Consider the following 25,566-nt stretch of genomic DNA (forward strand, 5'->3'; position numbering starts at 1 on the left):
ACTAAATCAGCAAAAAAATGTACCTTATCAGCGTATTTCTGGATAACGAGAAACACGCTGATTTTTTTATGAAAATATGGATATGCATATCGGTTATCCTGTTGCTATGCGTTATGCTTACGATAACGGGCGGAATGCACGTAGATCAACACGCGGCGAGGATAACACAACGCGATTCCGTGCTATCCGGGGCGCAATTAGCGCGTCAATATTGCGGAATGTGCCACCGCTATCCTGATCCGTCTTTATTGGACAAAAAAACGTGGACAGCTAACGTGCTCCCCAATATGGCGCTAAGGCTAGGCATTCGAAAACCGGGTCAAGATCCGTACGATGGCATGGACAAAGCCGAGCAAGACGTCCTTCGCTCGATGAATATTTATCCGGATAGCCCACTGATCGTGCTGGATGCTTGGGAGAAAATCGTCAGTTTTTACGAGCAGGCAGCACCTGATAAACCTGTACCACAACCTCCTCACCCACCGATAAGCCGTTCACTCGGTTTATTTGATGTTAAACCATTGTATTTTGAAGAAAAGCTGATTCCGCAGACGACCCTGTTAAAATTTGACCACCATACAGATCAACTCTATGTGGGCGATGCCTCCGATTTTTTGTATGTGCTGGACCATACTTTTACATTTAAAGCTGCATGGCAATTGGAAAGTCCGGCAGTTGATATCGATTTTCCATTGCAGCAGCCTCCCAGATTGCTTACAATAGGAACCTTCAACCCGTCCGATCTGGCACGGGGTCGTTTCTTCACCTTTGATACCATTGGCACTACACCCGCATCGCAGCTGATCAATATTCCTGATTTACCCAGACCCGTTGAATTTTCCGTGGCTGACCTAAACGGGGATGAACGAGAAGACCTGATCGTTTGCGGATTTGGAAATCATACCGGAAAACTATCCTGGTACGACAACTTCCAGCCAGACAAAGAACATTTGTTGAGCACCCTACCGGGCGCTCTCAATGTTCGGATCGGCGATTTCAATCGGGATGGGAAACCGGATTTAATGGTGTTTATGGGCCAGGCATGGGAAGGGATATCCATCTTCTACAACCAAGGCGGTGGACGATTTGAGGAGAAACGCATTTTACAATTCGATCCGGTTTTCGGTTCGTCATACTTTGAACTAGCAGATTTCAACAACGACGGGCTCGTGGATATTCTCTTAACCAATGGTGACAATTGGGACTATTCCCGTGTCGACAAGAATTTCCATGGTGTGCGTATATATTTGAATGATGGTAGCTTTAACTTCCATGAGGCTTGGTTTTTCCCGTTGCACGGCGCATCCAAAGCGGTAGCCCGTGATTTCGATAACGATGGCGATCTGGATATCGCTGCCATTGCATTCTATGCTGGTGAGGATGAGCCGGGTAACGGATTTGTGTATTTTTCCAACGGAGGTTCCTTGGATTTCAAACCTCATTCCTTTGAAGAAGCCGCTACCGGCAAATGGCTGTGCATGGAAGTAGCCGATGTAGACCATGATGGTGATGAGGATATCGTATTGGGTTCTTATATCCACAACATGGCGGAGCTAAACCAATTTTTGCGTCAGCACGTTACACAATACCCACATCTCTTGGTATTGACCAATCGGTTGATGAATATCAATTAAGGAATATTAGCTCTCCTACATGATTTCAATTGCAAAGATAATCAATGCCTTACCCCAATTTTCCGGATATTATACCAGAAAAGTGCTACTTGCTATGTCGCATTTCCCTTGCGGCCTTCGTTATTCATTATAGCTAAAAAGACAAAACCATGAAATATTCCGCTATTTATGCAATAGTCATTGCACTGTTGCTTTCTTGTCAGAAAAATGGAAGGGAATCTTATGACTATTGGTCTGAACAAGCCTATCAGACGTTTCTGGAAATGCAGCAACTCAGCCAGTCGGTTCCCTGCACGGATATTGACGCGTTCGAAACTGTTATGGCAGCAAATTTTTATTTTCTTGTACATCCTTCCATTCAACATGCATTTGGCAAATTAAGCGACCGTTATCAATCCAATTCGTCCAAAGCGCTGGAAGCAGCTATCAGGGAAGGAATCATCGTAGAACCGCCGGAGCACAACCCACCTTTACGGAGAGTCTGTGATAACGAGGTAGCCACGCTGGTCTTCGCTCAACAGCTGACCCTGGAAGAAATCAATGCTGAGCTTCCCATAAGACACGATAAAATCATCAACTTCTATCACGATGTCCCCTGCACCGATGCCGATGCCTGGTTCTCCCAATTCCTCAAAACAGGTTGCTGTTATGAAGGGATAGCCGCCCATAAAACTATCGACACCAAAATCTTTTTTGACCAGCTCACGATATACAACCAGCTTATGGAACGAAAGCTTTATCTCGAAAATACACCATGCGAGTACGAGACCTGCAAACGCTTTGCAAAGCCACCCCAATGTGTAGATGGCCAGCCGGTTGTTGAGCTTGTTGATGAGTAAAACAGATTACTCTAAAGACTCTAGTCATGAAGAAATTACTATCCTTTATCTTTGTTGCCACCTTGTTATTTACGCTGCCGTCATGTGAGAAAAAAGACAGCGTATTTAAAGAAAACGCTTTCAGGGTGACATTTCTACGTGAATCGGATGGCTGCCCTGCCGGACCTTTGGTCCAATTCAAAGCAAAAGACATTGGCCGATTGAAACAGTTTCTACCGGGAGGGTATACGGAAAACTATACAGGTTCCGGCATTATATCGGCCATTAATTTGGGCAGCACATATGACCCGGGGAAACCATTATCATAAAAATCCGCCAACTCATTGCCGATGAAAACCATCCGTGCACAGCAAATATACCATGGTACCCGGGCGTTTACGTACTGGAAGCTGAAACCAATAAAGCAAATTTATGAATCATATATTTTCCAGGGTAGCAACTGCGTAATCTTACCAAAGTATAGTCATTTATAACGCTGATTTGGCCAACACACCCGATGGTTGGCACACCAAACTATCTCGGACGGGATAAGGTTATTATGTAGTCCCGGGAAAAGTAAACGACTGCTATAGGTAAGCCACGGTTTAGCCACCCTTCATCCACCTATTAGCCACGTATTAGCCACGTTTCAGTAAGTGTTTAATACCTGTATTATCAGTGCCAGACACGACTGCAATAGTTGTCTTTACCGTAGGTAATCATTAACTTAGTCCCGAGTCACTGATAGTAATCATCAAATATGCAAACATGAACCAGCGCTCCTTCTTAATCGCCATCGCTGCATCGCTATTCCTCAATAGCTGCGACGATACCGGCACGCAATCCTCTTCCCTGAAACCGAAGATTGCCATTGCTGGCCTAGCCATCGAATCAAGTACGTTTTCGCCTGCAACCACGGATACCGCCGCATTCCACCCGAAAAGAGGGAACGAAATTTTTGCCAACTATCCGTTCTTCGCCGAAGGTTCGGAACTGCGAGAGGCGGCGGAATGGGTACCTACATTGACCGGGAAATCTATCCCCGGCGGTGCGGTGACACGGGAAGCCTACGAGGCGTTGGTGGAAGAGATGCTGGATTCGCTGGAAAAGAACCTCCCGTATGATGGTATATTTTTTGACATCCACGGTGCCATGAGCGTCGTAGGACTAGACGATGCCGAGGGCGATCTCATCACACGTGTCCGCGAGGTGGTCGGCACCGAAACGGTCATTTCCACCAGCATGGACCTGCACGGCTGTGTCACCGAAACGCTTGCCGCATATTCAGACATCATTACCTGCTACCGATTGGCTCCCCATGAAGATGCCATGGAATCCAAAGAACGTTCCGTGCGAAACCTGGTGGACAGGTTGGTGGCCGGCACGGGCAAACCCGCATATAAGGCCTTGGTCCGAATCCCAATCCTTTTGGCCGGCGAACAGACCAGTACACGGATAGAGCCGGGCAAAAGCCTCTATGCCGCCGTGGAGCCGACAGCAGCCCGGAAGGGAATCGTGGATGCCGGTATCTGGATGGGCTACCCATGGGCCGATGAACCCCGCAACCATGCGAATGTAATAGTGGTGGGTGATGATGAGGCAGGGGTAAAGGCGGCCGCCGAAGCGCTGGCTACGAAATTCTGGGACGTCCGACATGAATTTGACTTCGTGGCGCCAACAACTACGTTGGATGATGCCTTGGCTCAAGCATTGAAAAGCACCAAAAAACCGTTCATCATCAGCGATATGGGTGACAATCCCACCGCCGGAGGTGCTGGCGACGTAACCAGGACGCTTACCGATGTGCTGGCCAATCCTTCCTTCGCATCCCCAAACGGCCCAACGTTCATCTATGCTTCTTTACCTGGCCCTGATCTGGTGGAAAAAGCGTTGGAGGCGGGGGTAGGGAGTCCCGTGGAAGGCCTCGTCGGCGCACTGGTGGATAACCGGTTCGCCCCGCCCCTGAAATTGAGCGGCACGGTGCATGCCATCAAGGAAGGCGACCGGAATGCCGAGGTGGAAGTTGTGGTAAAAACCGACAACAACTACATCATCGTCACGAAAAAGCGCAAACCTTATCATAGGGAGCAAGACTTCACCGACCTTGGCCTCAAGCCGAGGGAAGCCGATATCCTCATGGTGAAAATCGGTTACCTAGTACCCGAACTATACGACATGCGGGGTGATTGGGTCATGGCATTGACCGTGGGCGGTGTGGACCAAAACCTGGAAGCGCTGCCTTATAAACGCATCCCGCGGCCGATATTCCCGTTGGATAGGGATATGGAAGATCCGGATTTGTCTGCGAGGCTTATACCATTGTCGCATGAATACCAGCCCGACAACTAGTCCTGAGTGAATATAAAGCTGAGCCAAGGAGTTTGACTGTTACCTTTGGCGAAATCATTTTATCCTCTCAAGTACGTATGGTTCAAGGTGTGTGAGAGAAATGTATGGAATCTAATGTGTGAATGCGCCCTAAAAGCACGGGGTATGCCCATGCAAAGCGCATGGCGTGCAGGTCGTACCGTACTTTACCAGTACTTCAATAGTACTTGATATGTACTTTACATGCGCTTATCATACGCACATCTCCAGCATCATCGATCTTTCCATCAGTGTAATCTATGAAAACAGCTTCGAATATTCACGTTGTTTAATCACCGATTATTAGTATCTTTGTAATGTGTTGTGAATTAACAATAAGAAACCATGGCTTGGCAAGATTACATCGTTTCGGACAAAAATATATTGATTGGGAAGCCAACAATAAAGGGTACTCGTATTTCTGTTGAGTTGATTCTCGAACTGTTGTCTTCCGGGTGGACTGAACAGCAATTGCTGGAAAGCTACCCACAACTGAAAGCCGACCACATCAAAGCAGTGTTTTCCTACCTCAGGGATTGCCTGAAAAACGAACTGTTTTTTTCGTTGACCAAAACTGCCTAATGTGACATTTCTGGCAAATGAGAATTTTCCGTTTCCGAGCATCAAGTTATTGCGAGTGCTAAAATTAGACGTAAAAAGTATTGCTGAGGAAATGTTTGGCATCGCGGACAATGAAGTTGTCGCTATAGCCCAACGGGAGAATCGGATAATACTGACGTTTGACAGTGACTATGGCGAAATCATTTACCGTCATGGTTTAGATAATCCTCCCGCAGTCATCTATTTTCGAGATAAAGGCCTTGAGCCGCTATTTGCTGGCCAGATGCTTCAACATTTGATGGAGACGACCGATATCGTATTCGAAAATGCCTTCACAGTGGTGGAAGCAAACAATATACGACAGCGCCAGTACAAAATGACTTGATTGTGTTATTACATCAGCGACGGCATTAGGCATGGTTCAAGAGGTTGTTTTTCTTATTTGGAAAGCAAACGCCCCTTCACTTCCGCAAAGAACACGCCCTTATCTTGGCCTGACTTCAAATCCTGTGATCGTTTATCCAATTCCTGTACCAACAGCTCGTCTTCCCACCAGTTGTAGGCCGAACCCTCTGGGTTGATGGAATAGCTCAGGCCTAATTTATCCAGCAGCGCCTTGACTTTCCGTTCAGCACCTTGGTCATCGATATTTACCGTCAGTGTTGCCATCGTTTTTGTGTTGTCTAACAAAGATAAGACTTAAAGTTTTGGTACGCAAGTGCTGCAAAAGCGCGTTGGGAATTTGTCATTTCTACAGATAAGCGACGTATAATCGCAGTTAATGAACCAATTTTTGCTATTTTTGGATCGAGTTATAGAATTTAATTATGATCTGAATCTTGACATATACATTGAACCCAATTGATATAATAAACATGAATAGCGCATTACAACAACACCACCCTAATTACTACGGCAAGGCATTAAGGCCCTTAATGATCATGCTATTGAGCATTATACTGTCTACGGCAATATCCACTAAGGCCAGCGCCCAACACCACAACGTTTCTGCCGGATACATCCCTCCATCAGATCCGGCCGTCCAACAAAACCTTGCCGAGTGGCAGGATCTCAAATTCGGCCTCTTCATGCATTGGGGCACCTACAGCCAATGGGGCATCGTGGAAAGCTGGAGTCTCTGCCCGGAAGATGAAGGCTGGACACAGCGCCGAGGCGAACATGCCGGCAATTACGTTGACTACGTAAAAGCCTATGAAAACCTGCAGACGACTTTTAATCCGACCGATTTCAATCCGGAAAAATGGGCCGAAGCAGCCAAACAGGCAGGGATGAAATACGTGGTCTTCACCACCAAGCACCACGACGGCTTTGCGATGTTTGATACGAAACAGAACAATTATAACATCACGGATACCAAGACCCCGTTTTCTACAAACCCACGCGCCAATGTGACCAAAGAAATCTTCAACGCTTTCCGTGCCGATAATTTCAAAGTAGGCGCATATTTTTCCAAACCCGATTGGCACACGGAATATTACTGGTGGCCTTACTTCCCGCCCAAAGACCGCAATGTCAATTACGACCCGCTAAAATATCCTGAACGTTGGCAGCAATTTAGGGACTTCACCTATAACCAGATCGAGGAACTGATGACCGGATATGGCAAGGTGGATATCCTGTGGCTTGATGGGGGCTGGGTCCGCCCACTCGCCAGTGTGGATACAACGGTGGATTGGCAACGAACAATAAAAACCGAGCAGGATATTGACATGCCGCGCATCGCGCAAATGGCCCGTAAAAATCAGCCCGGCATCCTTGTAGTAGACCGCACGGTAGCTGGCGAATTTGAAAATTACGTAACCCCCGAGCAGACGGTGCCAGCACAACCTCTTGATATCCCTTGGGAAAGCTGTATCACCATGGGCAATTCATGGAGCTACGTGCCCGATGACACCTACAAGCCCGCCCGTGACATCGTGCATACCCTCATCAAGATTGTATCGCGGGGTGGAAATTACCTGCTCAACATCGGCCCCGGACCGCATGGCGACTGGGATCCGGTGGCCTACGAACGCCTTGAAGCCATTGGTAAATGGATGGCGTTAAATGGTGACGGAATTTATAACACCCGCCCCATCGCACCTTATTCGAGCGATGCGTTTTATTACACCCAAAGCAAGGACCAAAAGCACAGTTATGTATTCAGCTTGTCTGAAACTGAAAAGGTCACGGTATCGAATACCTACCGTTTCCCTATTCCAGAAAACTTCCCGGTTAAAAAAGTGGAAATCCTTGGAGAAGATCGGGCCTTGAAGTGGAAAACCGTAGGGAACGAAATAGAGGTTTCCATCCCTAAAAAAGTGCAGCAAAACCAATCTTTCAACCATGCCATAACGTTTAAATTGTCCGTTTAGCCTGCGATCATGATCTGCAAAAAATTCCTCATATCCGTATATACGTTAACATTACTATTGGTTGCCAGCCATTCAAACGCGCAGCAGCCCAATGACATCGCGGTAATCGCTTACTATACCGGCGATGAAAAGGAAATAGGCAACTATGATATTCATAAACTGACTCATATCATTTTCAGCTTCTGCCATTTGAAAGACGGTAGACTGCATGTGGATAATGCCGGAGATACCGTAACGATAAAACATTTGGTGGAATTGAAACGGGAACATCCAACATTGAAGGTCATGCTTTCCCTTGGTGGATGGGGTGGATGTGAGCCCTGTTCCGATGCCTTCTCCACGTCTGAAGGCAGGCAATTATTTGCCCGCTCCGTGAAGGAGGTTAATGATTATTTTGGAACCGATGGCATTGACCTGGATTGGGAATATCCGGCCATTGAAGGCCATCCGGGCCATCCCTATGAGCCAGCAGACCGAGCGAATTTTACAGCATTGGTGAAGGAGTTGAGGACCGTATTGGGTGAAAAGCAGGAGTTAAGTTTTGCTGCCGGCGGATTTCAGAAATTCCTGGATCAGTCGGTCGAATGGAATGAAGTGATGCCACTGGTAGATCGGGTTAATATCATGAGTTACGACTTGGTAAATGGCTACGCTACCGTGACTGGACATCACACGCCGTTATATCATACCAATCCGGATGAAGAGTCTACCAACCGTGCGGTGGAGTATTTGTTAAATTTGGGTATTCCAGCAAAAAAACTGGTTATTGGTGCTGCTTTCTATACCCGGATTTGGAAAAATGTGGCATCTGCGAATAACGGAAGATACCAAACCGGTGAACATACCCGCGGCTATCATTTTAAACGGTATGAAACCGAGCTGGTGCCTGAGAACGGTTGGGAATACTTTTACGATGAGCAGGCAGAGGCCCCTTATTGGTACAACCAGGCTGCTAATCGGTACGCCACGGGTGACGACCTGCGATCGGTTCGGGCTAAAACAACCTATGCCATCGAAAAGAAATTGGGTGGCATCATGTTTTGGGAGCTTACACTCGACACCTACCGGAAGGGGATGCTCGATGCCATCGATGAAGTCAAAAGAAGTCATTGAACGGACATGAGCATACCGATCATCCGCTCAATTATAATTACAATCACCTTATCGTAAATGTCACATCGCATCATTATTGTTATATCCCTCGTCATCTTAACCACGTTATTGGGAAGGGCCCAGCAAACCCCGGTTTATAAAAATCCTCATGCACCCATCGAAGATCGGGTGAAGGACCTGCTTGCGCGCATGACCCCCGAAGAGAAATTCTGGCAACTTTTCATGATTCCCGGCGATTTAGACGGTGTGGATAAACAACAGTATAAAAACGGTCTGTTTGGTTTTCAAGTAAGCGCCGGTACAAAAGGCGGTGGGGCTGCAGGACAGTTGCTCAGCTATAACGCCACGGAGAATGCATTGACATTGGCTAAGAAGGTGAATGCCATTCAGCGGTATTTCATGGAGGAAACCCGTCTGGGCATTCCCATGCTGGCTTTTGATGAAGCATTGCATGGATTGGTACGCGAAGGCGCCACCGCCTTCCCCCAAGCCATCGGCCTTGCTGCCACATTCGATACCGTCCTAATGGGTGAAGTGGCCGATGCCATCGCCAAGGAGACCAGCGCAAGGGGCATCCGCCAGATATTGACACCTGTAGTGAACCTAGCCAATGATGTGCGCTGGGGCCGCACGGAAGAAACTTATGGCGAAGATCCCTACCTATCATCCGCCATAGGTGTGGCTTTTGTAGGCGCATTCGAGCGCCAAAACATCATCAGCACACCCAAGCACTTCGTGGCCAATGTGGGCGATGGGGGGCGTGATAGCTACCCCATCCACTTCAGCGAACGCTTTCTGGAAGAAACTCATTTCGTGCCGTTCAAAGCAGCATTCCATCAAGGTGGAAGCCGCTCGGTGATGACAGCATATAATGCTGTCGATGGTTCGCCAGCTACCGCGAACGACTGGTTGCTCAACAAAAAACTGAAAGGCGAATGGGGGTTCACTGGCTTTGTGATTTCAGACGCTAGTGCCGTGGGGGGTGCCAACGTGCTGCATTATACGGCTAATGACTATCCCGAGGCTTCCGCACAAGCGATCACCAATGGATTGGACGTGATTTTCCAAACCGAATATGAGCATTATAAATTGTTCATCCCCCCTTTTCTCGATGGCACCATTCCCAAAGCACGCATAGATGATGCAGTTTCAAGAGTGTTGCGGGCAAAATTTGAGCTTGGTTTATTTGAAAACCCTTATGTGGATGAAGCCGAGAAGCTCCTGACTGACAAAAGCCATAAGGGTATAGCAAGGAAAGCGGCCCGTGAATCATTCGTGCTATTAAAAAATGATAATCAGACGTTGCCCATCAGTTCCGACATCAATACGATACTCGTCATCGGTGAAGACGCTACCGAAGCCCGGTTAGGCGGCTACAGTGGTCCGGGCAACGGTAAGGTGTCGATTTTGGAAGGGATTAAAAGTCGTGCTGGCGACAACCTAACCGTCCAATATACCAAAGGCTCCAGCCGAAAGACGGAAAACGTACATCCAGTACCGACCGATTTTCTGAGTCATGCGGGAGGAAGGGGATTAAAGGCCACGTATTTTGATAACGTCACCTATCAAGGTAATCCGGTGTTGGAGCGCATCGATGAAACCATCAATTTTTCGTGGACATTATTTGCGCCCGACCCCAAGCTTCCACTAGACCATTATGCCATCCGTTGGGAAGGCCAATTAACTCCTCCTGAAACTGGCGATTACCGCATTGGACTGGAAGGCAACGATGGGTTCAGGCTTTACATTGATGGCGAGCTGTTGATCGACCGGTGGAGAAAAGAGAGTTACCATACAACAACCGAGACCGTAACCCTGGAAGAAGGCAAAGCATACACGATAAAAATTGAATTTCATGAAAACCGTGGCAACGCACACATCAAGTTGGTATGGGATAATGGGGTGGTCACGAATCATCGGGAAGAAATCGAAAAGGCAACACAACTTGCGCAACAAGCGGATATGGTAATCATCGCCGCAGGAATCGAAGAAGGTGAATTTCTTGATAGGGCCATGCTATCACTGCCCGGAAACCAGGAAGAGCTGATCAACGCAATCTGCGAAACGGGCAAGCCGGTAGTCGTTTTGCTCGTAGGTGGCAGCGCCATTACCATGGGGGAATGGCTGGATGACGCCTCCGCTGTGTTAAATGTGTGGTATCCGGGTGAAGAAGGTGGCCATGCGGTGGCGGATATCGTGTTTGGCGACTATAACCCCGCGGGTAGGCTACCTATTACCTATCCGATACATGAAGCACAATTACCCTTGGTGTACAACCATAAACCCACCGGAAGGGGAGACGATTACAACAACCTGAGCGGTGAACCGTTGTTTCCCTTTGGATTTGGATTGAGCTATACGACATTTGAATACAGCAAACTTCGATTGGATAAGCAGTCCGTCGACCAAGGCGAAACCACCGTCGCCTCATTTACCCTTACGAATACCGGTAAGCTTGCTGGGGAGGAAGTCGTTCAACTCTATATCCGTGATTTGTTAAGCAGTGTATCGCGCCCGGTACTGGAACTCAAAGGATTTCAGCGCGTGCATCTAGAAGCAGGGGAAAGCAAGGAGCTGTCTTTTGATATCACCCCGGATCTATTGCAAATGCTCGATGTGGATATGAATATCCTTGTCGAACCCGGTGATTTCCGTATCATGATAGGCCCCTCCTCTCGCGATTTACCACTGAAAGCTAATTTGTCCATTATGCCATAACATTTTAACAATTTTTAACTATGAAAAGATAATATTTAGCGTTACATTTGCACAAGCAGTCAACCGGTTAAGGGTGATTTTCCCTGAGAATCTGATACCAAGAACTATCAATTCCCATTACGACTTAGGAAGATTCAAAAAAGGGTTGAATATTAGGCATTCATTTGCCTTATCATATGATAATAAGGCCCAAGGGCCATCAAGATTTTGGTTTGTTTTAATAGGTAGGAAGATGCCGATTGCCTCCCGGCGATCGGCGCTTCCGTTTTTAGTCCTTATCCAATAGCTTGCGTTTTTTCTTTCAGCCATCGCTGATCCACCGCTTCCAAATGAGGTGCAAGTTTATCATATACCATGGCATGATAGGTGTTCAGCCAAGCGATATGTACCGCATCAAGTAGCGAAGTGTCGATTAACGAAGTATCGATGTAGCATAGGGTCAACGTCTCAAAGGCCATAAACGGGCCAAAGGATGTGTCTTGGTGGTCGACACTTAACACCAGATTCTCTATACGGATACCGTATTCCCCTTCGCGGTACAATCCCGGTTCAATGGAAGTAATCATCCCCGGTTCGACCGGCACGTCCACGGCAGCCGAATTGAAGGTATGCGGCCCTTCATGCACGTTGAGGAAAAAACCCACCCCATGACCCGTGCCATGGCCATAGTTGCGCAGGTGGTCCCAAAGCGGTTTCCGGGTGATGGCATCTAGTTGGTATCCACGGGTACCCTTAGGGAAAACAGCGGTGCTCCCTTCGATCATTCCTTTCAGTACAAGTGTATAATCGGTTTTTTCCGCCTCGGAAGCATTGCCAAGTGACACCACGCGGGTGATATCAGTGGTGCCGGTGTGGTATTGCCCGCCGGAATCTACCAACAACAAGCCTTCGGGCAACAACGCGCTGTTACTTTCAGGCGTGGCTTTGTAGTGTGGCAATGCGCCATGGGCCCGATATCCGGCGATGGTATCAAAACTCTCCCCCACGAAACCTTCTAGCTCAGCCCGGAAACCACGCAGTTTTTCAGCTAAGGATATTTCCGTGATGGGTTCGTTACCAAGAGTTTCCTCCAGCCATTTGAAAAACCGGGTGAGAGCCACCCCATCTTTCACCATGGTATGGCGGGTGTGCGTCACCTCCACGTTGTTTTTTACCGCCTTGAATAGTGTTGTCGGGTTTGTTTTTTCGAGAACAGTTACCTCATCAGGAATCCGATTATAAAAGTCGAAGCAGGTCCGCTTAGGGTCGATTAGCAGTACCAACCCAGTGTCTAAGTGGGCAAGCGCATTTTCGGCTTCAGCATAGTCTTCAACCGTGACACCGGCCTCCTGCAGGGATGTTTTATCCTTATCAGTCAGCTTCCCCTGGTCAATAAATAGTATGGCTGTTGTATCCGTAATCAACGCAAAGGCCAGGGCTACCGGGTTGCAGGCCACGTCGCTTCCCCGGATATTGAAGAGCCAAGCCACGTCATCAAGCGAGGAGATGAAGTGTGCCCCTATCCCACTCCGCTCCATTTCCTTGCGCAACCGCTGGAGTTTGGAGGCTGTCGTCGCTCCCGTTATGGTCTCATAAATTAAGTAAGCAGGGGAAGTGGGCAAGGCCGGTCGGTCGTGCCACAAGGGGGTGAGTAAATCAATGGCACTTTTTACCGCAATACCCCTAGGCACCAACCGTTCTTCAATCGCCTGGGCCAGCAATACCGAGGCCAGCTTACCATCAAATGCCACCACTGCATTTTTAGGCAATGTTTGCGCCAACCAATCGGCAAATTCCGGAGCCGTCTGCACCTTTAGTTTCATCAGCTCGTAGCCGCTTCCGGCTAATTGGTCGGCAGCCTGCACGAAATACCGCGAATCCGTCCATAGGCCCGCGAATTCTTGGGTGATGGCCAATGTGCCTGCAGATCCCGTGAAACCCGATGCCCAGGCAATGCACCGGTAATGGTCGGGCAGATACTCGCTGATGTGCGGATCGGATGAGGGGATAATGTAAGCGTCAATATGTTGTTGTTTCATCATGCCGCGGAGTGCAGCCAGTTTTTCTTTAAAGGTCATTATTGTTATTTTTGAGGGCTGCAAGTTAGGAAATATTTTGTTTTTTCTTTTTGCCGCCCTGCACAGTCTTGCCTGCTTCTGTGGCCGCTCGTTTACCTGGCAAGCCAAAGCATACCAAACCATGAAATCATCAATCTTTTGACGACCGGTATCTTTTGGCTACCTTAGCCCTTATCAATCCAATGAATAATGAAACAATTTGTGTTACCTATATTAGCTATCCTTTGTCTTGTTTCCCCGGCATCAGCCCAACCCATCTCTCAAAAGATCGCAACAGCCTTCAGCACGCTCGAATCGCATGAAAGCCTTGCAAATGGTATGGCCGCCATTACGGTCATCAACGCCAATACGGGTGAAGTGGTCTTTTCCAAAAACGACAAACTGGGCATGGCTCCTGCATCCACGCTCAAAACCGTCACGGCCTCGGCGGCATACCATATCCTTGGGGCGGAATATTCCTTTGAAACAACGCTGTCTTATACCGGAAAAATCGATGCCACGGGCACATTGAATGGTGACATCGTCATCCGGGGTAGCGGCGATCCCTCATTGGGCAGCGACCGCTTTCCCCAAACTACGGATACGGCATTACTTGCTGCTTGGGTGCAGGCCATACGAGCTGCAGGCATTCGGAAAATCGAAGGTACTGTTGTGGGTGACGACCGGCTTTATAGCGGCCAGACCGCACCTCGGGGCTGGACCTGGCAAGATATGGGCAACTATTATGGAGCGGGCGTATCTGCCCTCAATTGGCGGGAGAATTCCGTAGGGGTCAATTTCATTCCCGGCCGTGCATCGGACGCCTCAACAAGCATCGCCAATACCACCGCAGATATCAGTTACCTGCAACTGGTCAATGAAACCGTTACGGGAAACCGTGGTACGGGAGACAACGTATATGCCTTTGCCGCCCCATATTCTTCGCGCATCTACCTGCGAGGCACCTACGGCATCGACTTAAAAAAAACCATATATTTATCCATACCGGATGGCGCTTATGATGCTGCCTATCAGCTGCATCATGCCTTGGAGCAAGCCCATATCAGCCAAATGGGCACCCCCACCACTACACACCTACTCCTGCTTGCCGGCAGTGAAGTACCTAATGGCGGCACCATACTACATACCCATCGCTCACCCACGCTCAGTGAGCTGGTCTATTGGTTCAATCAGAAAAGCGTTAACCTATATGGCGAAGCCCTGCTCAAAGCCATCGCCTTCCAAATGGAAGGCAAGACCGACACCCGTGATGGTGCGGAAAAGCTGCGCGATTTCTGGGCAGGGAAATTGGGTATTGCCCCCGGGGAGCTCAAAATCTTCGATGGTAGTGGCCTCTCGCCCGAAAACCGGATCACGACCAACGCCTTGGCGCGTATCATGGCTTCCCTACGCCGCGAGCCCTGGTTTGCAAGTTTCCATGAAAGCCTGCCCACTTACAATGGCATGAAGATGAAAAGCGGCACCATAGGCGGAGTACTGGGCTATACGGGTTACCATACGGCGAAAGATGGAACGCCCTTAGTGTTTGCCCTGCTGGTCAATAATTACCAAGGCTCGGCACAGTCCATGCGGAAGCGGATGTTTCGGTTACTGGATACGTTGAAATGATTTATTCTTTTCACCCTTGTTCTCCCAAAAGTATTTTACCTTTGCAAAAGAATGCTGTAGCAGAACCTTAATTATAACATGAGCAAAACTAATCGTAAGCAAGATGCCCTAGACTACCATTCGAAAGGGAGACCTGGCAAAATTGCTGTTATACCAACAAAACCGACTCATTCACAGCGTGACCTCTCACTGGCATATTCCCCCGGAGTGGCTGAACCTTGTCTAAGGATAGCCGAAAACAAGGAAAATGTCTATAAATATACCGCCAAAGGCAATCTGGTGGCTGTCATTAGCAACGGAACGGCCGTATTGGGCTTGGGAGACATCGGCCCTGAAGCTGGTAAACCCGTCATGGAAGGCAAGGGCCTGCTCTTTAAAATTTTCGCAGATATCGACGTATTTGATATCGAATTGGACACCAAAGATGTGGATGAGTTTGTACGCATCGTTAAATGCCTAGAACCTACCTTTGGCGGGATAAACCTGGAGGACATCAAGGCGCCTGAGTGCTTTGAAATAGAGCGTAGGCTCAAAGCGGAAATGAAAATCCCGGTGATGCATGACGATCAGCATGGAACAGCCATCATCTCCGGCGCAGCGCTAATCAATGCCTGCATACTACAGAAAAAGCGAATAGAAAAAGTAAAAATTGTGGTAAATGGCGCCGGTGCTGCCGCGATTTCATGCACACGTATGTATGTGGCTTTGGGAGCCCGTAAGGAGAACATCGTGATGCTCGACAGCAAAGGCTGCATCCGTCAGGGTCGCCCAGACTTGGATGCCACCAAGGCCGAATTCGCCACAAGGCAAGCTATTGATACGCTGGGTGAGGCACTGAAGGGTGCGGATGTGTTCATCGGCCTCTCTAAAGGAGACGTGATGACAGCCGACATGCTCAAGAGCATGGCCAAAAACCCCATTGTATTCGCCATGGCCAATCCCGATCCCGAAATTGCTTATCCCTTAGCCGTGAAAACGCGCAAGGACGTAATTATGGCTACGGGCCGTTCGGATTACCCCAACCAGGTGAACAATGTGCTCGGATTCCCCTATATTTTCCGCGGTGCACTTGATGTCCGTGCCACCTCCATCAACGAGGAAATGAAAATCGCGGCCGTAAAAGCGATTGCCGAATTGGCCAAACAATCCGTGCCAGAATCCGTAAATCAGGCTTACAACACCAATAACCTTAAGTTTGGGCCTGACTACATCATCCCCAAGCCCACAGATCCGCGCCTGATTACCGTGGTGGCTCCGGCGGTGGCGAGGGCAGCCATCGATTCCGGCGTTGCACGGTTAGCGATTACCGATTGGGACAAGTATTACGAAGAGTTGCGGCAGCGCCTGGGTCAGGATGACCGCATCATGCGTAATCTCAGCGAAGCGGCCAAACGTGATCCTAAACGGGTGGTCTTCGCCGAAGCCGATAATTATAAAACCCTACGTGCCGCACAAATCGTGAAAGAGGAGGGAATAGCCGTTCCCATTTTACTAGGCAACAAAGCCAAAATCAACCAACTCATCAAAGACAATCTGCTTGATTTGGATGATGTCGATATCATAAGTCCCTTGGATGAAGTGGGAACCGAACGCTTCGGGAAATATGTAGAGTTCCTGTATGCCAAACGACAAAGGAGAGGCATTTCCCTCCTCGACGCGCGGAAACTCATGCTTGACAGGAACTACTTCGGGGCTAGCATGGTGCAATTTGGTGAGGCCGACACGCTCATTTCGGGCCTTACAAAAAACTACGCCACCACCATTCGGCCGGCCTTGCATGTTATCGGCACACAACCCGGCAGCAAGCTTGCGGGCATGTACATGATGCTTACCGCCAAAGGCCCCGTATTCTTCGGGGATACTACGGTCAACGCAGACCCAACAGCCGAACAACTGGTAGACATCACCATGCTCTTGCATGAAGCGGTCAAAAAAATGAACGTATCCCCCCGGATTGCGCTCCTCTCCTACTCCAACTTCGGATCCAACAGTGGAAACGTGCCAGAGAAGGTTCGCGAGGCAGTGAAAATACTCCATGAAAAGTATCCGGATATTTTGGTGGATGGCGATATGCAGGCTAACTTTGCCATGAATAGCGACCTGCTTGCATCCAATTTCCCCTTCAGCTCATTGAATGGAAACCCTGCCAATACCTTGGTATTCCCCAACCTGGAATCGGGTAATATCGCTTATAAATTGCTGCAGGAGATCGGTAATGCGGAAGCTGTGGGCCCTATTCTATTAGGCATGAACAAACCGGTCCATGTGCTGCAGCTTGACAGCTCGGTGCGCGAAATCGTCAACATGGTCACCATCGCTGTGGTGGATGTACTGTCAAGAGAAATCGTTACCGACAAAAAGACAAGAAGAACCAAGTAGTATGTACATATCCATGATAAAACAACCCAACTAAGAAACAGCTATGTACGAATACCTAAACGGCAAATTGGCTTATAAGGCGCCCACCCACGTTGTGCTCGACGTAGGTGGCGTGGGTTATCATGTGCACATCTCGTTGCATACCTATTCGCAAATCAAGGATGTCGAACAATGCAAGCTATTCATCAGTTTTCAGGTGCGGGAAGATGCCCATACCTTCTATGGCTTTGCAGAAGAGGGTGAGCGTCGTTTGTTTGAGCACCTCATATCGGTGTCAGGGATAGGTCCCGGTACCGGAAGGATGATCCTCTCTTCCATCACGCCGGATGAAATCCAATTGGCCATCATTAATGGAAATGTACCATTAATCCAACGGATCAAAGGCATTGGCCCCAAAACGGCCCAGCGCATGGTGCTGGAATTGCAGGATAAGCTCAAAAAACAAGGGCCAGACGCGTTGATTGCCGGGCCAAGGCAGCAAAGTGTCCCGGAGGAGGCGCTCAGTGCTTTGGTAATGCTGGGATTTACCCGTACACAGGTGGAAAAAGTATTGGGAGGGATTGCACAAAACAATCCAGAGATGACCGTAGAAGCACTTATCAAGGGAGCATTGAAAAAATTGTAAAAAACTTATTTCATTATATAATTAAAAAAAATAAATTGCATGACTATCCGAGCCAGCATAAAAACGCCAATTCGACGAATCGGTAGCGTATTGATGGGTTGGAAGACGGGTGATAATTAATAATTAAAACATTTACCACTAGAGTTCATTAAAATGATTTGCACATTCCGTTTTGATCGTATAACGGCATACGGACAACACAAACTTCTAATAGGTATCAGTAAATAGCCAGTAATTGTTTTTCACTTAAATTGTTAAACCTTTGAAAAGAACAATACTGTTTCGCTGTCTGCTGCTGGTGCTGCCTTTTTCCCTGGCTATTGTAACCAATACTGCCGGACAAACCGCTATTGACTCGCTTAAGCGTGATAGTATAAAGCTCCGTTATCCGCTCAAAGACCTCCCTTTTCTCAATCTATACCCCAAAAGGGGGGCATTCGATCTCAGCATGCCATCAAATATCAATAGAGAGATTATCTTCGACCCGTTGACCCGGCAATACATCATCCGTGAGAAACTGGGCAGCCGCTTATACCGGCCACCGCAATACCTCACCATCGATGAGTTCCAAGAATATGAAAATAGCTTGCTGAAAAGCAATTATTGGCGCGAATTGTCTGACCGGCAATTGACCAATGCAAGACAGGATCGACTGATACCCACGATATATGTGCAAAGCGAGGCATTCGAAAAAATCTTTGGGGGCAATACGATTGACATTATTCCTAGGGGAAGCGCTGATATCAGCATCATGGCCCAGCGAAACACGAATGCTAACCCGATGTTCAACGAAAGGCAGCGAAGGCAGTGGGGCTTTGATTTTGACCAGCGTATCCAAATGAACCTGACGGGGCAGATTGGCGACCGGCTGAAACTAACGACCAATTACAATACGGAAGCTCAGTTTGACTTTGAAAACCAAATCCGGCTTGATTACACCGGCAAGGATGACGACATCATCAGACGGATAGAATTGGGTAATGTGAGCATGCCCCTCAATACCACACTCATCAGTGGTACCCAAGCTTTATTCGGCCTCAAGACACAATTGCAATTCGGACGGTTGAATGTTACGGGTATCTTCTCCCAACAACGCTCGCAGCAACGGGAAATTGTGATCAAAAATGGCGCACAGGAAAGTGAATTTGCTCTGAAAGCGGATGAATATGAAGACAACCAGCACTACTTCCTTGCCCAGTACTTCCGCGATAATTTCAATCGTGCGCTTTCCATCGCACCGATCATCACTACCGATGTGAATATTACGCAGATTGAGGTATGGATAAGCAACCGGAGCAATTCAGTGGACGATTCAAGGGATGTATTGGCATTGATGGATTTGGGTGAGGTTAACGCCTACAATCCCATTGTTCAGCAGGGTGCCTCCCGATATCCATCAACGGGGATTCCGGGTGAGCCAAACCAGCAGCTATCAAACAGGCTTATTCCCCAGCTTCAGGAATACGACCCTAATTTCAGGCAAACACAGTCCAACGCCGTACAGACTTTTTTCAGTGGCACCGGTCGCAACGACAACTACGCCAAACTTACCTACGCCCGGAAACTCCGTGAAGGGACGGAATATACGGTAGACAGGCGACTGGGCTTCATTTCCCTGAATATGCCACTGAACAATGACCAAATACTAGCGGTATCTTACCGATATACCGCCGGTGGCCGTGAATACCAAGTGGGGGAATTTTCTACCGATATACCCGTAACTCCTTCTCAACCTCAAATGCTGGTTGCCAAGTTGTTGAAAAACGAAATACTGAAAACAAACCTGCCGATATGGGACTTAATGATGAAAAACATCTATTCCATCGGGGCCTATGGTGTGGGGCAGAACAATTTCAGGTTCAATATCTTCCGTATCGAAGACGAAAGCGGGGTGGAACGCCCAGCCATGTATGAGGGGCAAAACACGCAAAATAAACTTTGGATACAATTGACGGGGTTGGACCGGCTTAACCCACAAAATTCGCAACGACCGGACGGTTTCTTCGATTTCCTTCCCGGCTTGACCATCGATCCGGAAAGGGGAAAGGTGATGTTTCCCGTGATTGAGCCCTTTGGCAGCGACTTGGCAAGGCAATTCATTCAGGGCGCCGAACAGGCCTTAATCGATAAGTACACCTACCAGGCCTTATACGATTCTACCAAGGTAATCGCCCAACAATTCTTCCCCAAGCAAAACCGATATTTGATTAAAGGCACCTATGAATCAGAAGTGGGCACCGAATTCCAATTGGGGGCCATCAATGTGCCCCGTGGTTCAGTGCAGGTCTTTGCTGGCCCGGCACCGCTACAAGAGGGGGTGGATTTCATGGTCGACTACGATATCGGCCGTGTACGTATCCTCAATCAGGCGCTGTTGCAATCCGGACAACCCATTCGTATCAAAATGGAGAACAACCAACTGTTTGGTCTCCAACAACGCACCATGGTGGGTGGTAGGCTCGACTACCTGGTCAATGACAAGCTCCAACTTGGTGGAACCATCATGAACCTGACCGAACGGCCGCTCACGCAAAAGGTAAATATCGGTGAGGAACCCATATCGAATACCATGTGGGGTCTGGATATGACATACAACTCGCCCTCACGTTGGCTGACCCGCATGGTGGATAAAATTCCCTTTATCGATACCAAGGAAGCTTCATCCATTTCGTTCTACGGCGAATTTGCCCAATTGCTCCCCGGCCATCCCAGGGCGTTAAATTTTGCCGGAACAAGGAGTGGTATCTCGTATATCGACGATTTTGAAAACAGTCGCTCCTTCATCGATATCAAGGGTGCTTTTAACTGGCAGCTTTCCGGCACCCCACAACTATTCCCAGAGGCGCAGCTGATGGACGATCTTGCCTCTGGATTCAACCGCGCGCGATTGGCGTTTTACAACATCGACCCGATTTTTTACCGGAATATCAACCTTACTCCCCCAAACATTAACAACACCGAGCTGTCCAAACATCGTGTACGTGAGGTGCTCGAACAGGAAGTATTCCCCTTCCGCGAATCGACCACGGGATTGCCTATATTCCTATCCACATTGGATTTGGCATTCTATCCGACTATCCGTGGGTCATATAATTACACCACTACTAGCGTCAATCCTGATGGTACCCTAGCCAATCCCCGCAGCAGATGGGGCGGCATGTTCCGCAAAATTGATGCACCGGATTTCGAGGCACAGAACATCGAGTTTATCGAAGTGTGGATGATGGATCCTTTCCTCACTAACCCCGGGTCGCAGGGTGGCGACCTCTATTTCAACCTGGGGAACATTTCGGAAGATATCCTTAAAGACGGGCGAAAGGCGATGGAGAACGGTATGTCGCCTTCAGGCGACCTCTCTCAAATAGATGAAACCAACTGGGGACGTGTACCGCGTAACCAGCCAGTTATCCAAGCATTTGACAATGACCCTGCGGCTCGTGCACGGCAGGATATCGGATTAGATGGATTGAGCGACGCCGATGAACGCGGTTTCCATAGCAACTTCCTAAGTCAATTGCAGCCCCAACTCAACTCCATGGCGGCGCTGGCTTTGTCTGACGATCCTTCCGGGGATAACTTCCAATATTTCCGGGGGACAGGCCTCGACAATCAAAATGCGGGCATCCTCAAGCGGTATGAACGGTTCAATGGCCCCGAGGGCAACTCCAAAACCCCAGAACAGGCCACAGGCGGTGTGGAAACGTCGGCTTCTACCCTACTTCCCGATGGAGAGGATATTAACCGCGACAATAACATGAACGAGGCTGAGGAATATTACCAATACCGCATATCACTCCAGCCACAGGATATGCAGGTGGGGCAAAACTACATCAACGACATGCACACTGCCGAGGTAAGACTCCCCAATGGGACTACCGAACAGGTGAAATGGTATCAATTCCGTATTCCACTGTCGCAATACCAAGAACGTGTGGGCGACATCCGTGATTTCAAATCCATCCGCTTTATCCGCATGTTTATGACGGATTTTGCCGATACAGCAGTGGTAAGGCTCGCCCAAATGCAATTGGTACGGGGTGAATGGCGCCGCTATAATTCGGAGCGAAACACGGCCAAGGTCATTGCCGATCCTAGCATGGGCCATGTAAGCCTCGACAATTCGACGATAGAGGTGGCAGCGGTGAATATTGAGCAAAATGGCAACCGCCAGCCTATCCCCTATGTGGTGCCCCCCGGTATTGAACGCCAGTTGGACTGGGGCAACCTGAATACCAATGTACAGCTTAATGAGCAATCGCTCTCATTGGACGTGAAAAATCTCCGCGATGGATATGGACGCGCCGCATACCGTACCGCTACCAACGATTTCAGGGCTTACGGCCGATTGGAAATGTTCATCCATGCCGAGGGGCCGAATCTTCAAGATGGGGACTTCAGGGCCTTCATCCGTGTGGGCACGGACGACCAATTTAATTACTACCAGTATGACATGCCCTTGAAAATCACTCAGCCCGGCACGCGTGATCCCGAGGTGATATGGCCCCAGGAAAACCGGATGAATGTACGCATCAGTCTGTTCCAAGATGCCAAAGAGGCGCGCAACAAGGCGACACTCAATGGGCAACCTTGGCCTATTGATGTGCCGTTCTCTTATTTCGATGGTGCCAATAGGGTGACTATCCTTGGCCAACCGGACATTAGCAAAGTCCGGTTCTATATGCTTGGTGTAATGAACCCACTCCGGGGTACGGAGGCAAGCATACCGAATGACGATGGATTGGATAAGTCAGGCCTGTTTTGGTTCGACGAGATGCGGCTCACCGATTTCGACGACAAGGGCGGATGGGCAGCCATGGCAAGGGTGAACGCCCAGCTTGCCGATTTTGCCAACATCACCGTTTCTGGCAGCAAAAGCACCATCGGTTTCGGTTCCATTGAACAACGCATCGGAGAGCGAAGCCGCAGCGATGATTTGTACCTTGATTTTGTGACCAACGCCGAACTCGGCAAATTCTTCCCTGCCGATTATGGCCTCCGGATTCCGCTGTTCTTCAGCTACACCAACCAGACCAGCACACCGGAATATAATCCGCTGATGCCTGATATCGAAATGAACAGTGCCCTGGCAAACTTGTCACGAAACCAGCGCGATTCCTTGCTCCGGGTGACACAGGATTATACCACACGGAGAAGCTTTAACCTCACTAATGTCCGCAAGATACGCACCAATATAGAAAAACCCGTACGCCCATGGGATATTGAGAACTTCAGTGCCACATATGCCTATTCACAGTATTACCACCGTGATTACCTTACGGAAATTTCTTTGCAAAAAAATTACCGGGCCGCACTGGATTACAATTTCAGCAGTAGTAATGAGAAATATTTGGAACCCTTTAAAAACATCTTCAAGAAAAAATACCAAAGCTTGCTTGGGGATTTCAATTTCAACTTAGTGCCTTCATTGTTGCATTTCCGGATAGACGTAAACAGGATTTACAACGAAAATACACTCCGTGACAACTCGCCCGACAATTTCTTGCCGAGCATGGGTACTTTATATAATAAGAATTTCACCATGAACCGCATCTATGGTATCAGTTGGAACCTCAGTAAGTCGTTGAAACTTGATTTCAATGCCACCAACTATGCGATCGTCGATGAACCGGATGGACGCTTGGATGGCCTCAAACGCGATACGCTATGGGACAATTTCTGGCGATTGGGCCGTACCACCGATTACAACCACATGATGAACCTTACCTACTCGCTGCCCGTCCATAAAATACCAGGGCTGGATTGGGTGAATGTGGATGCACGGTATGGCGCCCAATTCAACTGGCAGACCGAGCCCTTGCTATCTATACAGAGTGCTGATATCGATATGGGCAACAGCATCCAGAACTCACGTACCATCCAGCTTAATCCCACGTTCAATATGGCGGGATTGTATAATAAATTTGGCTTCATCCGTAAAAACACGGGGCTGGACGCGAGCGGAGCGGGAGCGTTTTTCACCAACCTCCTTACTAGTATCAAGAACGTAAACGCTGCATATACACGAGTAGAAAACACATTCCTGCCCGGATACACACCACGGACGAACATCATGGGCTATGATTTCGATCATAACGCCCCCGGACTGGGCTTCCTTTTCGGCAGTCAGCGCGACATCCGTCAGCGAGCGGCAGTCAACGGGTGGATTACCACGGATACCTTGCAAACGCAGCTCTACATGACCTCATTGACGGAAGACCTTTCCATGCGTGCCCTTGTAGAGCCTGTCAGGGATTTGAATATCGAATTGACCGCCGTGAAGCTGAATAACAAGAACTATTCTACCTCTTTCCAATACTCCGCTCAGGAAAACGACTTCAAAAGCCTTACACCCGTTACCACAGGCAATTACAGCATCTCATACTTCTCCATTGGTACGGCCTTTAAGAACCCCGAGTCACTCTTCCGTGCCTTTGAGCAGAACAGACAAACTGTTTCCCAACGACTGGGTCAACTTAACCCCAATTCATCTGGGCAGACCGGTGGTTTTGCGGATGGCTATGGCCGCACTAACCAAGATGTGGTGGTGAATGCTTTCCTAGCGGCGTATACGGGTAAGGATGCTAGTCGCAGCAAATTGGTAAACTTCCCTAATATCCCTTTCCCGAATTGGAATGTGACGTACAGTGGATTAGGCAAAATACCGCTTTTCAGTGAACTCCTGACCTCCCTCACCCTACGTCATGGGTATAATACACGCTACTCCATCAACGGGTATAACTCCCTGATTCGGTATAACGAAACCAGTGGCTTCCCCTCCGAACGGGATGTCAATGAAGATTTCCTGCCCGAATTCCAGTTCCAGCAGGTATCACTTTTTGAGCAGTTTGTCCCACTCATCGGATTTGATGCTCGGTTTAAGAATAACATCACGGCAAACTCAGAATACCGGCGTGCCCGTACCCTGAACCTCAGCCTGCAAAACAGCCAATTGGCCATGCTGAGTGACCAGTCCTTTGTATTGGGCATGGGTTACCGTACCACAGGATTCAGGATGCCTTTCGGATGGTTCAGCAATTTCAAGATGAACAATGATCTGAATTTCAGACTGGACGTATCGCTCAATGATCTGAAAACAATGGTATATCGCGCTGACATCAATGAAGCAGAAGTATCGGCGGGCAACAGGAGCATTTCTTACCGTCCGTCGGTTGATTATGTCATCAACCAACGGTTCAATATCCGCCTGTTCTTCGACAGCAATTCAGTTCGGCCTTATACTTCACAGACGTTTGCCACCTCGTATGCCAATTTCGGATTTAACCTGAGGGTAATGTTGCAATAGCCAAAAGA

15 protein-coding genes are annotated in these 25,566 nt (G+C 48.6%); 13 read left to right on the forward strand and 2 right to left on the reverse strand.

What is annotated here, in order from left to right:
* The first annotated feature begins 17 nt into the window (after positions 1-17).
* The 6 genes from NF543_RS00295 (at position 18) to NF543_RS00320 (ending at position 5,765) form a co-directional block, all read left to right on the forward strand.
* Complete coding sequence (locus NF543_RS00295; RefSeq protein WP_257666081.1) at positions 18-1,634, forward strand: FG-GAP repeat domain-containing protein; 1,617 nt, start codon at positions 18-20, stop codon at positions 1,632-1,634.
* 149 nt (positions 1,635-1,783) lie between these two features.
* Positions 1,784-2,473 (forward strand): hypothetical protein, encoded by a 690-nt coding sequence (locus NF543_RS00300; RefSeq protein ID WP_257666082.1) that lies wholly within the window; start codon positions 1,784-1,786, stop codon positions 2,471-2,473.
* 26 nt (positions 2,474-2,499) lie between these two features.
* A complete protein-coding gene (locus NF543_RS00305) occupies positions 2,500-2,781 on the forward strand; it encodes a hypothetical protein (protein ID WP_257666083.1) in 282 nt (93 codons plus the stop codon).
* A 439-nt stretch (positions 2,782-3,220) separates the two neighbouring features.
* Entirely contained in the window at positions 3,221-4,801 is a 1,581-nt protein-coding gene (locus NF543_RS00310) for a M81 family metallopeptidase (RefSeq protein WP_257666084.1), read from the forward strand.
* A gap of 363 nt (positions 4,802-5,164) precedes the next feature.
* Entirely contained in the window at positions 5,165-5,401 is a 237-nt protein-coding gene (locus NF543_RS00315) for a DUF433 domain-containing protein (RefSeq protein WP_257666085.1), read from the forward strand.
* A 1-nt stretch (position 5,402) separates the two neighbouring features.
* A complete protein-coding gene (locus NF543_RS00320; protein WP_257666086.1) occupies positions 5,403-5,765 on the forward strand; it encodes a DUF5615 family PIN-like protein in 363 nt (120 codons plus the stop codon).
* 53 nt (positions 5,766-5,818) lie between these two features.
* On the opposite strand, the gene NF543_RS00325 is transcribed toward NF543_RS00320, so the two are convergent.
* Positions 5,819-6,049 (reverse strand): hypothetical protein, encoded by a 231-nt coding sequence (locus NF543_RS00325; protein WP_257666087.1) that lies wholly within the window; start codon positions 6,047-6,049, stop codon positions 5,819-5,821.
* A 206-nt stretch (positions 6,050-6,255) separates the two neighbouring features.
* Here NF543_RS00325 and NF543_RS00330 point away from each other — a divergent pair, with 206 nt between their 5' ends.
* Genes NF543_RS00330 through NF543_RS00340 form a run of 3 tightly spaced genes read left to right on the forward strand, consistent with a single transcriptional unit; the run spans position 6,256 to position 11,586 of the window.
* Entirely contained in the window at positions 6,256-7,755 is a 1,500-nt protein-coding gene (locus tag NF543_RS00330) for an alpha-L-fucosidase (RefSeq protein WP_257666088.1), read from the forward strand.
* A gap of 9 nt (positions 7,756-7,764) precedes the next feature.
* Positions 7,765-8,868 (forward strand): glycoside hydrolase family 18 protein, encoded by a 1,104-nt coding sequence (locus tag NF543_RS00335; protein WP_257666089.1) that lies wholly within the window; start codon positions 7,765-7,767, stop codon positions 8,866-8,868.
* 57 nt (positions 8,869-8,925) lie between these two features.
* A complete protein-coding gene (locus NF543_RS00340) occupies positions 8,926-11,586 on the forward strand; it encodes a beta-glucosidase (protein WP_257666090.1) in 2,661 nt (886 codons plus the stop codon).
* A 275-nt stretch (positions 11,587-11,861) separates the two neighbouring features.
* On the opposite strand, the gene NF543_RS00345 is transcribed toward NF543_RS00340, so the two are convergent.
* Positions 11,862-13,643, reverse strand: a complete 1,782-nt coding sequence (locus tag NF543_RS00345; protein ID WP_257666091.1) for an aminopeptidase P family protein — start codon at positions 13,641-13,643, stop codon at positions 11,862-11,864.
* 189 nt (positions 13,644-13,832) lie between these two features.
* Here NF543_RS00345 and dacB point away from each other — a divergent pair, with 189 nt between their 5' ends.
* From dacB to sov, 4 genes are all read left to right on the forward strand, one after another.
* A complete protein-coding gene (gene dacB, locus NF543_RS00350; protein WP_257666092.1) occupies positions 13,833-15,251 on the forward strand; it encodes a D-alanyl-D-alanine carboxypeptidase/D-alanyl-D-alanine endopeptidase in 1,419 nt (472 codons plus the stop codon).
* A gap of 78 nt (positions 15,252-15,329) precedes the next feature.
* Positions 15,330-17,630: an NADP-dependent malic enzyme gene (locus NF543_RS00355; RefSeq protein WP_257666093.1), complete on the forward strand. Its 2,301-nt coding sequence runs from the start codon at positions 15,330-15,332 to the stop codon at positions 17,628-17,630.
* Positions 17,631-17,673: 43 nt separating this feature from the next.
* A complete protein-coding gene (gene ruvA / locus NF543_RS00360) occupies positions 17,674-18,255 on the forward strand; it encodes a Holliday junction branch migration protein RuvA (RefSeq protein WP_257666094.1) in 582 nt (193 codons plus the stop codon).
* A gap of 262 nt (positions 18,256-18,517) precedes the next feature.
* Positions 18,518-25,558, forward strand: coding sequence for a T9SS outer membrane translocon Sov/SprA (gene sov / locus NF543_RS00365; protein WP_257666095.1), 7,041 nt, complete (start codon positions 18,518-18,520; stop codon positions 25,556-25,558).
* Positions 25,559-25,566: the final 8 nt, after the last annotated feature.

It is taken from the genome of Parapedobacter tibetensis, from assembly GCF_024704835.1.
GTDB classification, from domain to species: Bacteria; Bacteroidota; Bacteroidia; order Sphingobacteriales; family Sphingobacteriaceae; genus Parapedobacter; species Parapedobacter tibetensis.

What these genes read in the sequence shown, in the direction of transcription:
- NF543_RS00295 (WP_257666081.1), top strand. Translation starts at nt 18, where the DNA reads ATGTACCTTATCAGCGTATTTCTGGATAACGAGAAACACGCTGATTTT.
- NF543_RS00300 (WP_257666082.1), top strand. Translation starts at nt 1,784, where the DNA reads ATGAAATATTCCGCTATTTATGCAATAGTCATTGCACTGTTGCTTTCT.
- NF543_RS00305 (WP_257666083.1), top strand. Translation starts at nt 2,500, where the DNA reads ATGAAGAAATTACTATCCTTTATCTTTGTTGCCACCTTGTTATTTACG.
- NF543_RS00310 (WP_257666084.1), top strand. Translation starts at nt 3,221, where the DNA reads ATGAACCAGCGCTCCTTCTTAATCGCCATCGCTGCATCGCTATTCCTC.
- NF543_RS00315 (WP_257666085.1), top strand. Translation starts at nt 5,165, where the DNA reads ATGGCTTGGCAAGATTACATCGTTTCGGACAAAAATATATTGATTGGG.
- NF543_RS00325 (WP_257666087.1), bottom strand. Translation starts at nt 6,049, where the DNA reads ATGGCAACACTGACGGTAAATATCGATGACCAAGGTGCTGAACGGAAA.
- NF543_RS00330 (WP_257666088.1), top strand. Translation starts at nt 6,256, where the DNA reads ATGAATAGCGCATTACAACAACACCACCCTAATTACTACGGCAAGGCA.
- NF543_RS00335 (WP_257666089.1), top strand. Translation starts at nt 7,765, where the DNA reads ATGATCTGCAAAAAATTCCTCATATCCGTATATACGTTAACATTACTA.
- NF543_RS00340 (WP_257666090.1), top strand. Translation starts at nt 8,926, where the DNA reads ATGTCACATCGCATCATTATTGTTATATCCCTCGTCATCTTAACCACG.
- NF543_RS00345 (WP_257666091.1), bottom strand. Translation starts at nt 13,643, where the DNA reads ATGACCTTTAAAGAAAAACTGGCTGCACTCCGCGGCATGATGAAACAA.
- dacB (WP_257666092.1), top strand. Translation starts at nt 13,833, where the DNA reads ATGAAACAATTTGTGTTACCTATATTAGCTATCCTTTGTCTTGTTTCC.
- NF543_RS00355 (WP_257666093.1), top strand. Translation starts at nt 15,330, where the DNA reads ATGAGCAAAACTAATCGTAAGCAAGATGCCCTAGACTACCATTCGAAA.
- ruvA (WP_257666094.1), top strand. Translation starts at nt 17,674, where the DNA reads ATGTACGAATACCTAAACGGCAAATTGGCTTATAAGGCGCCCACCCAC.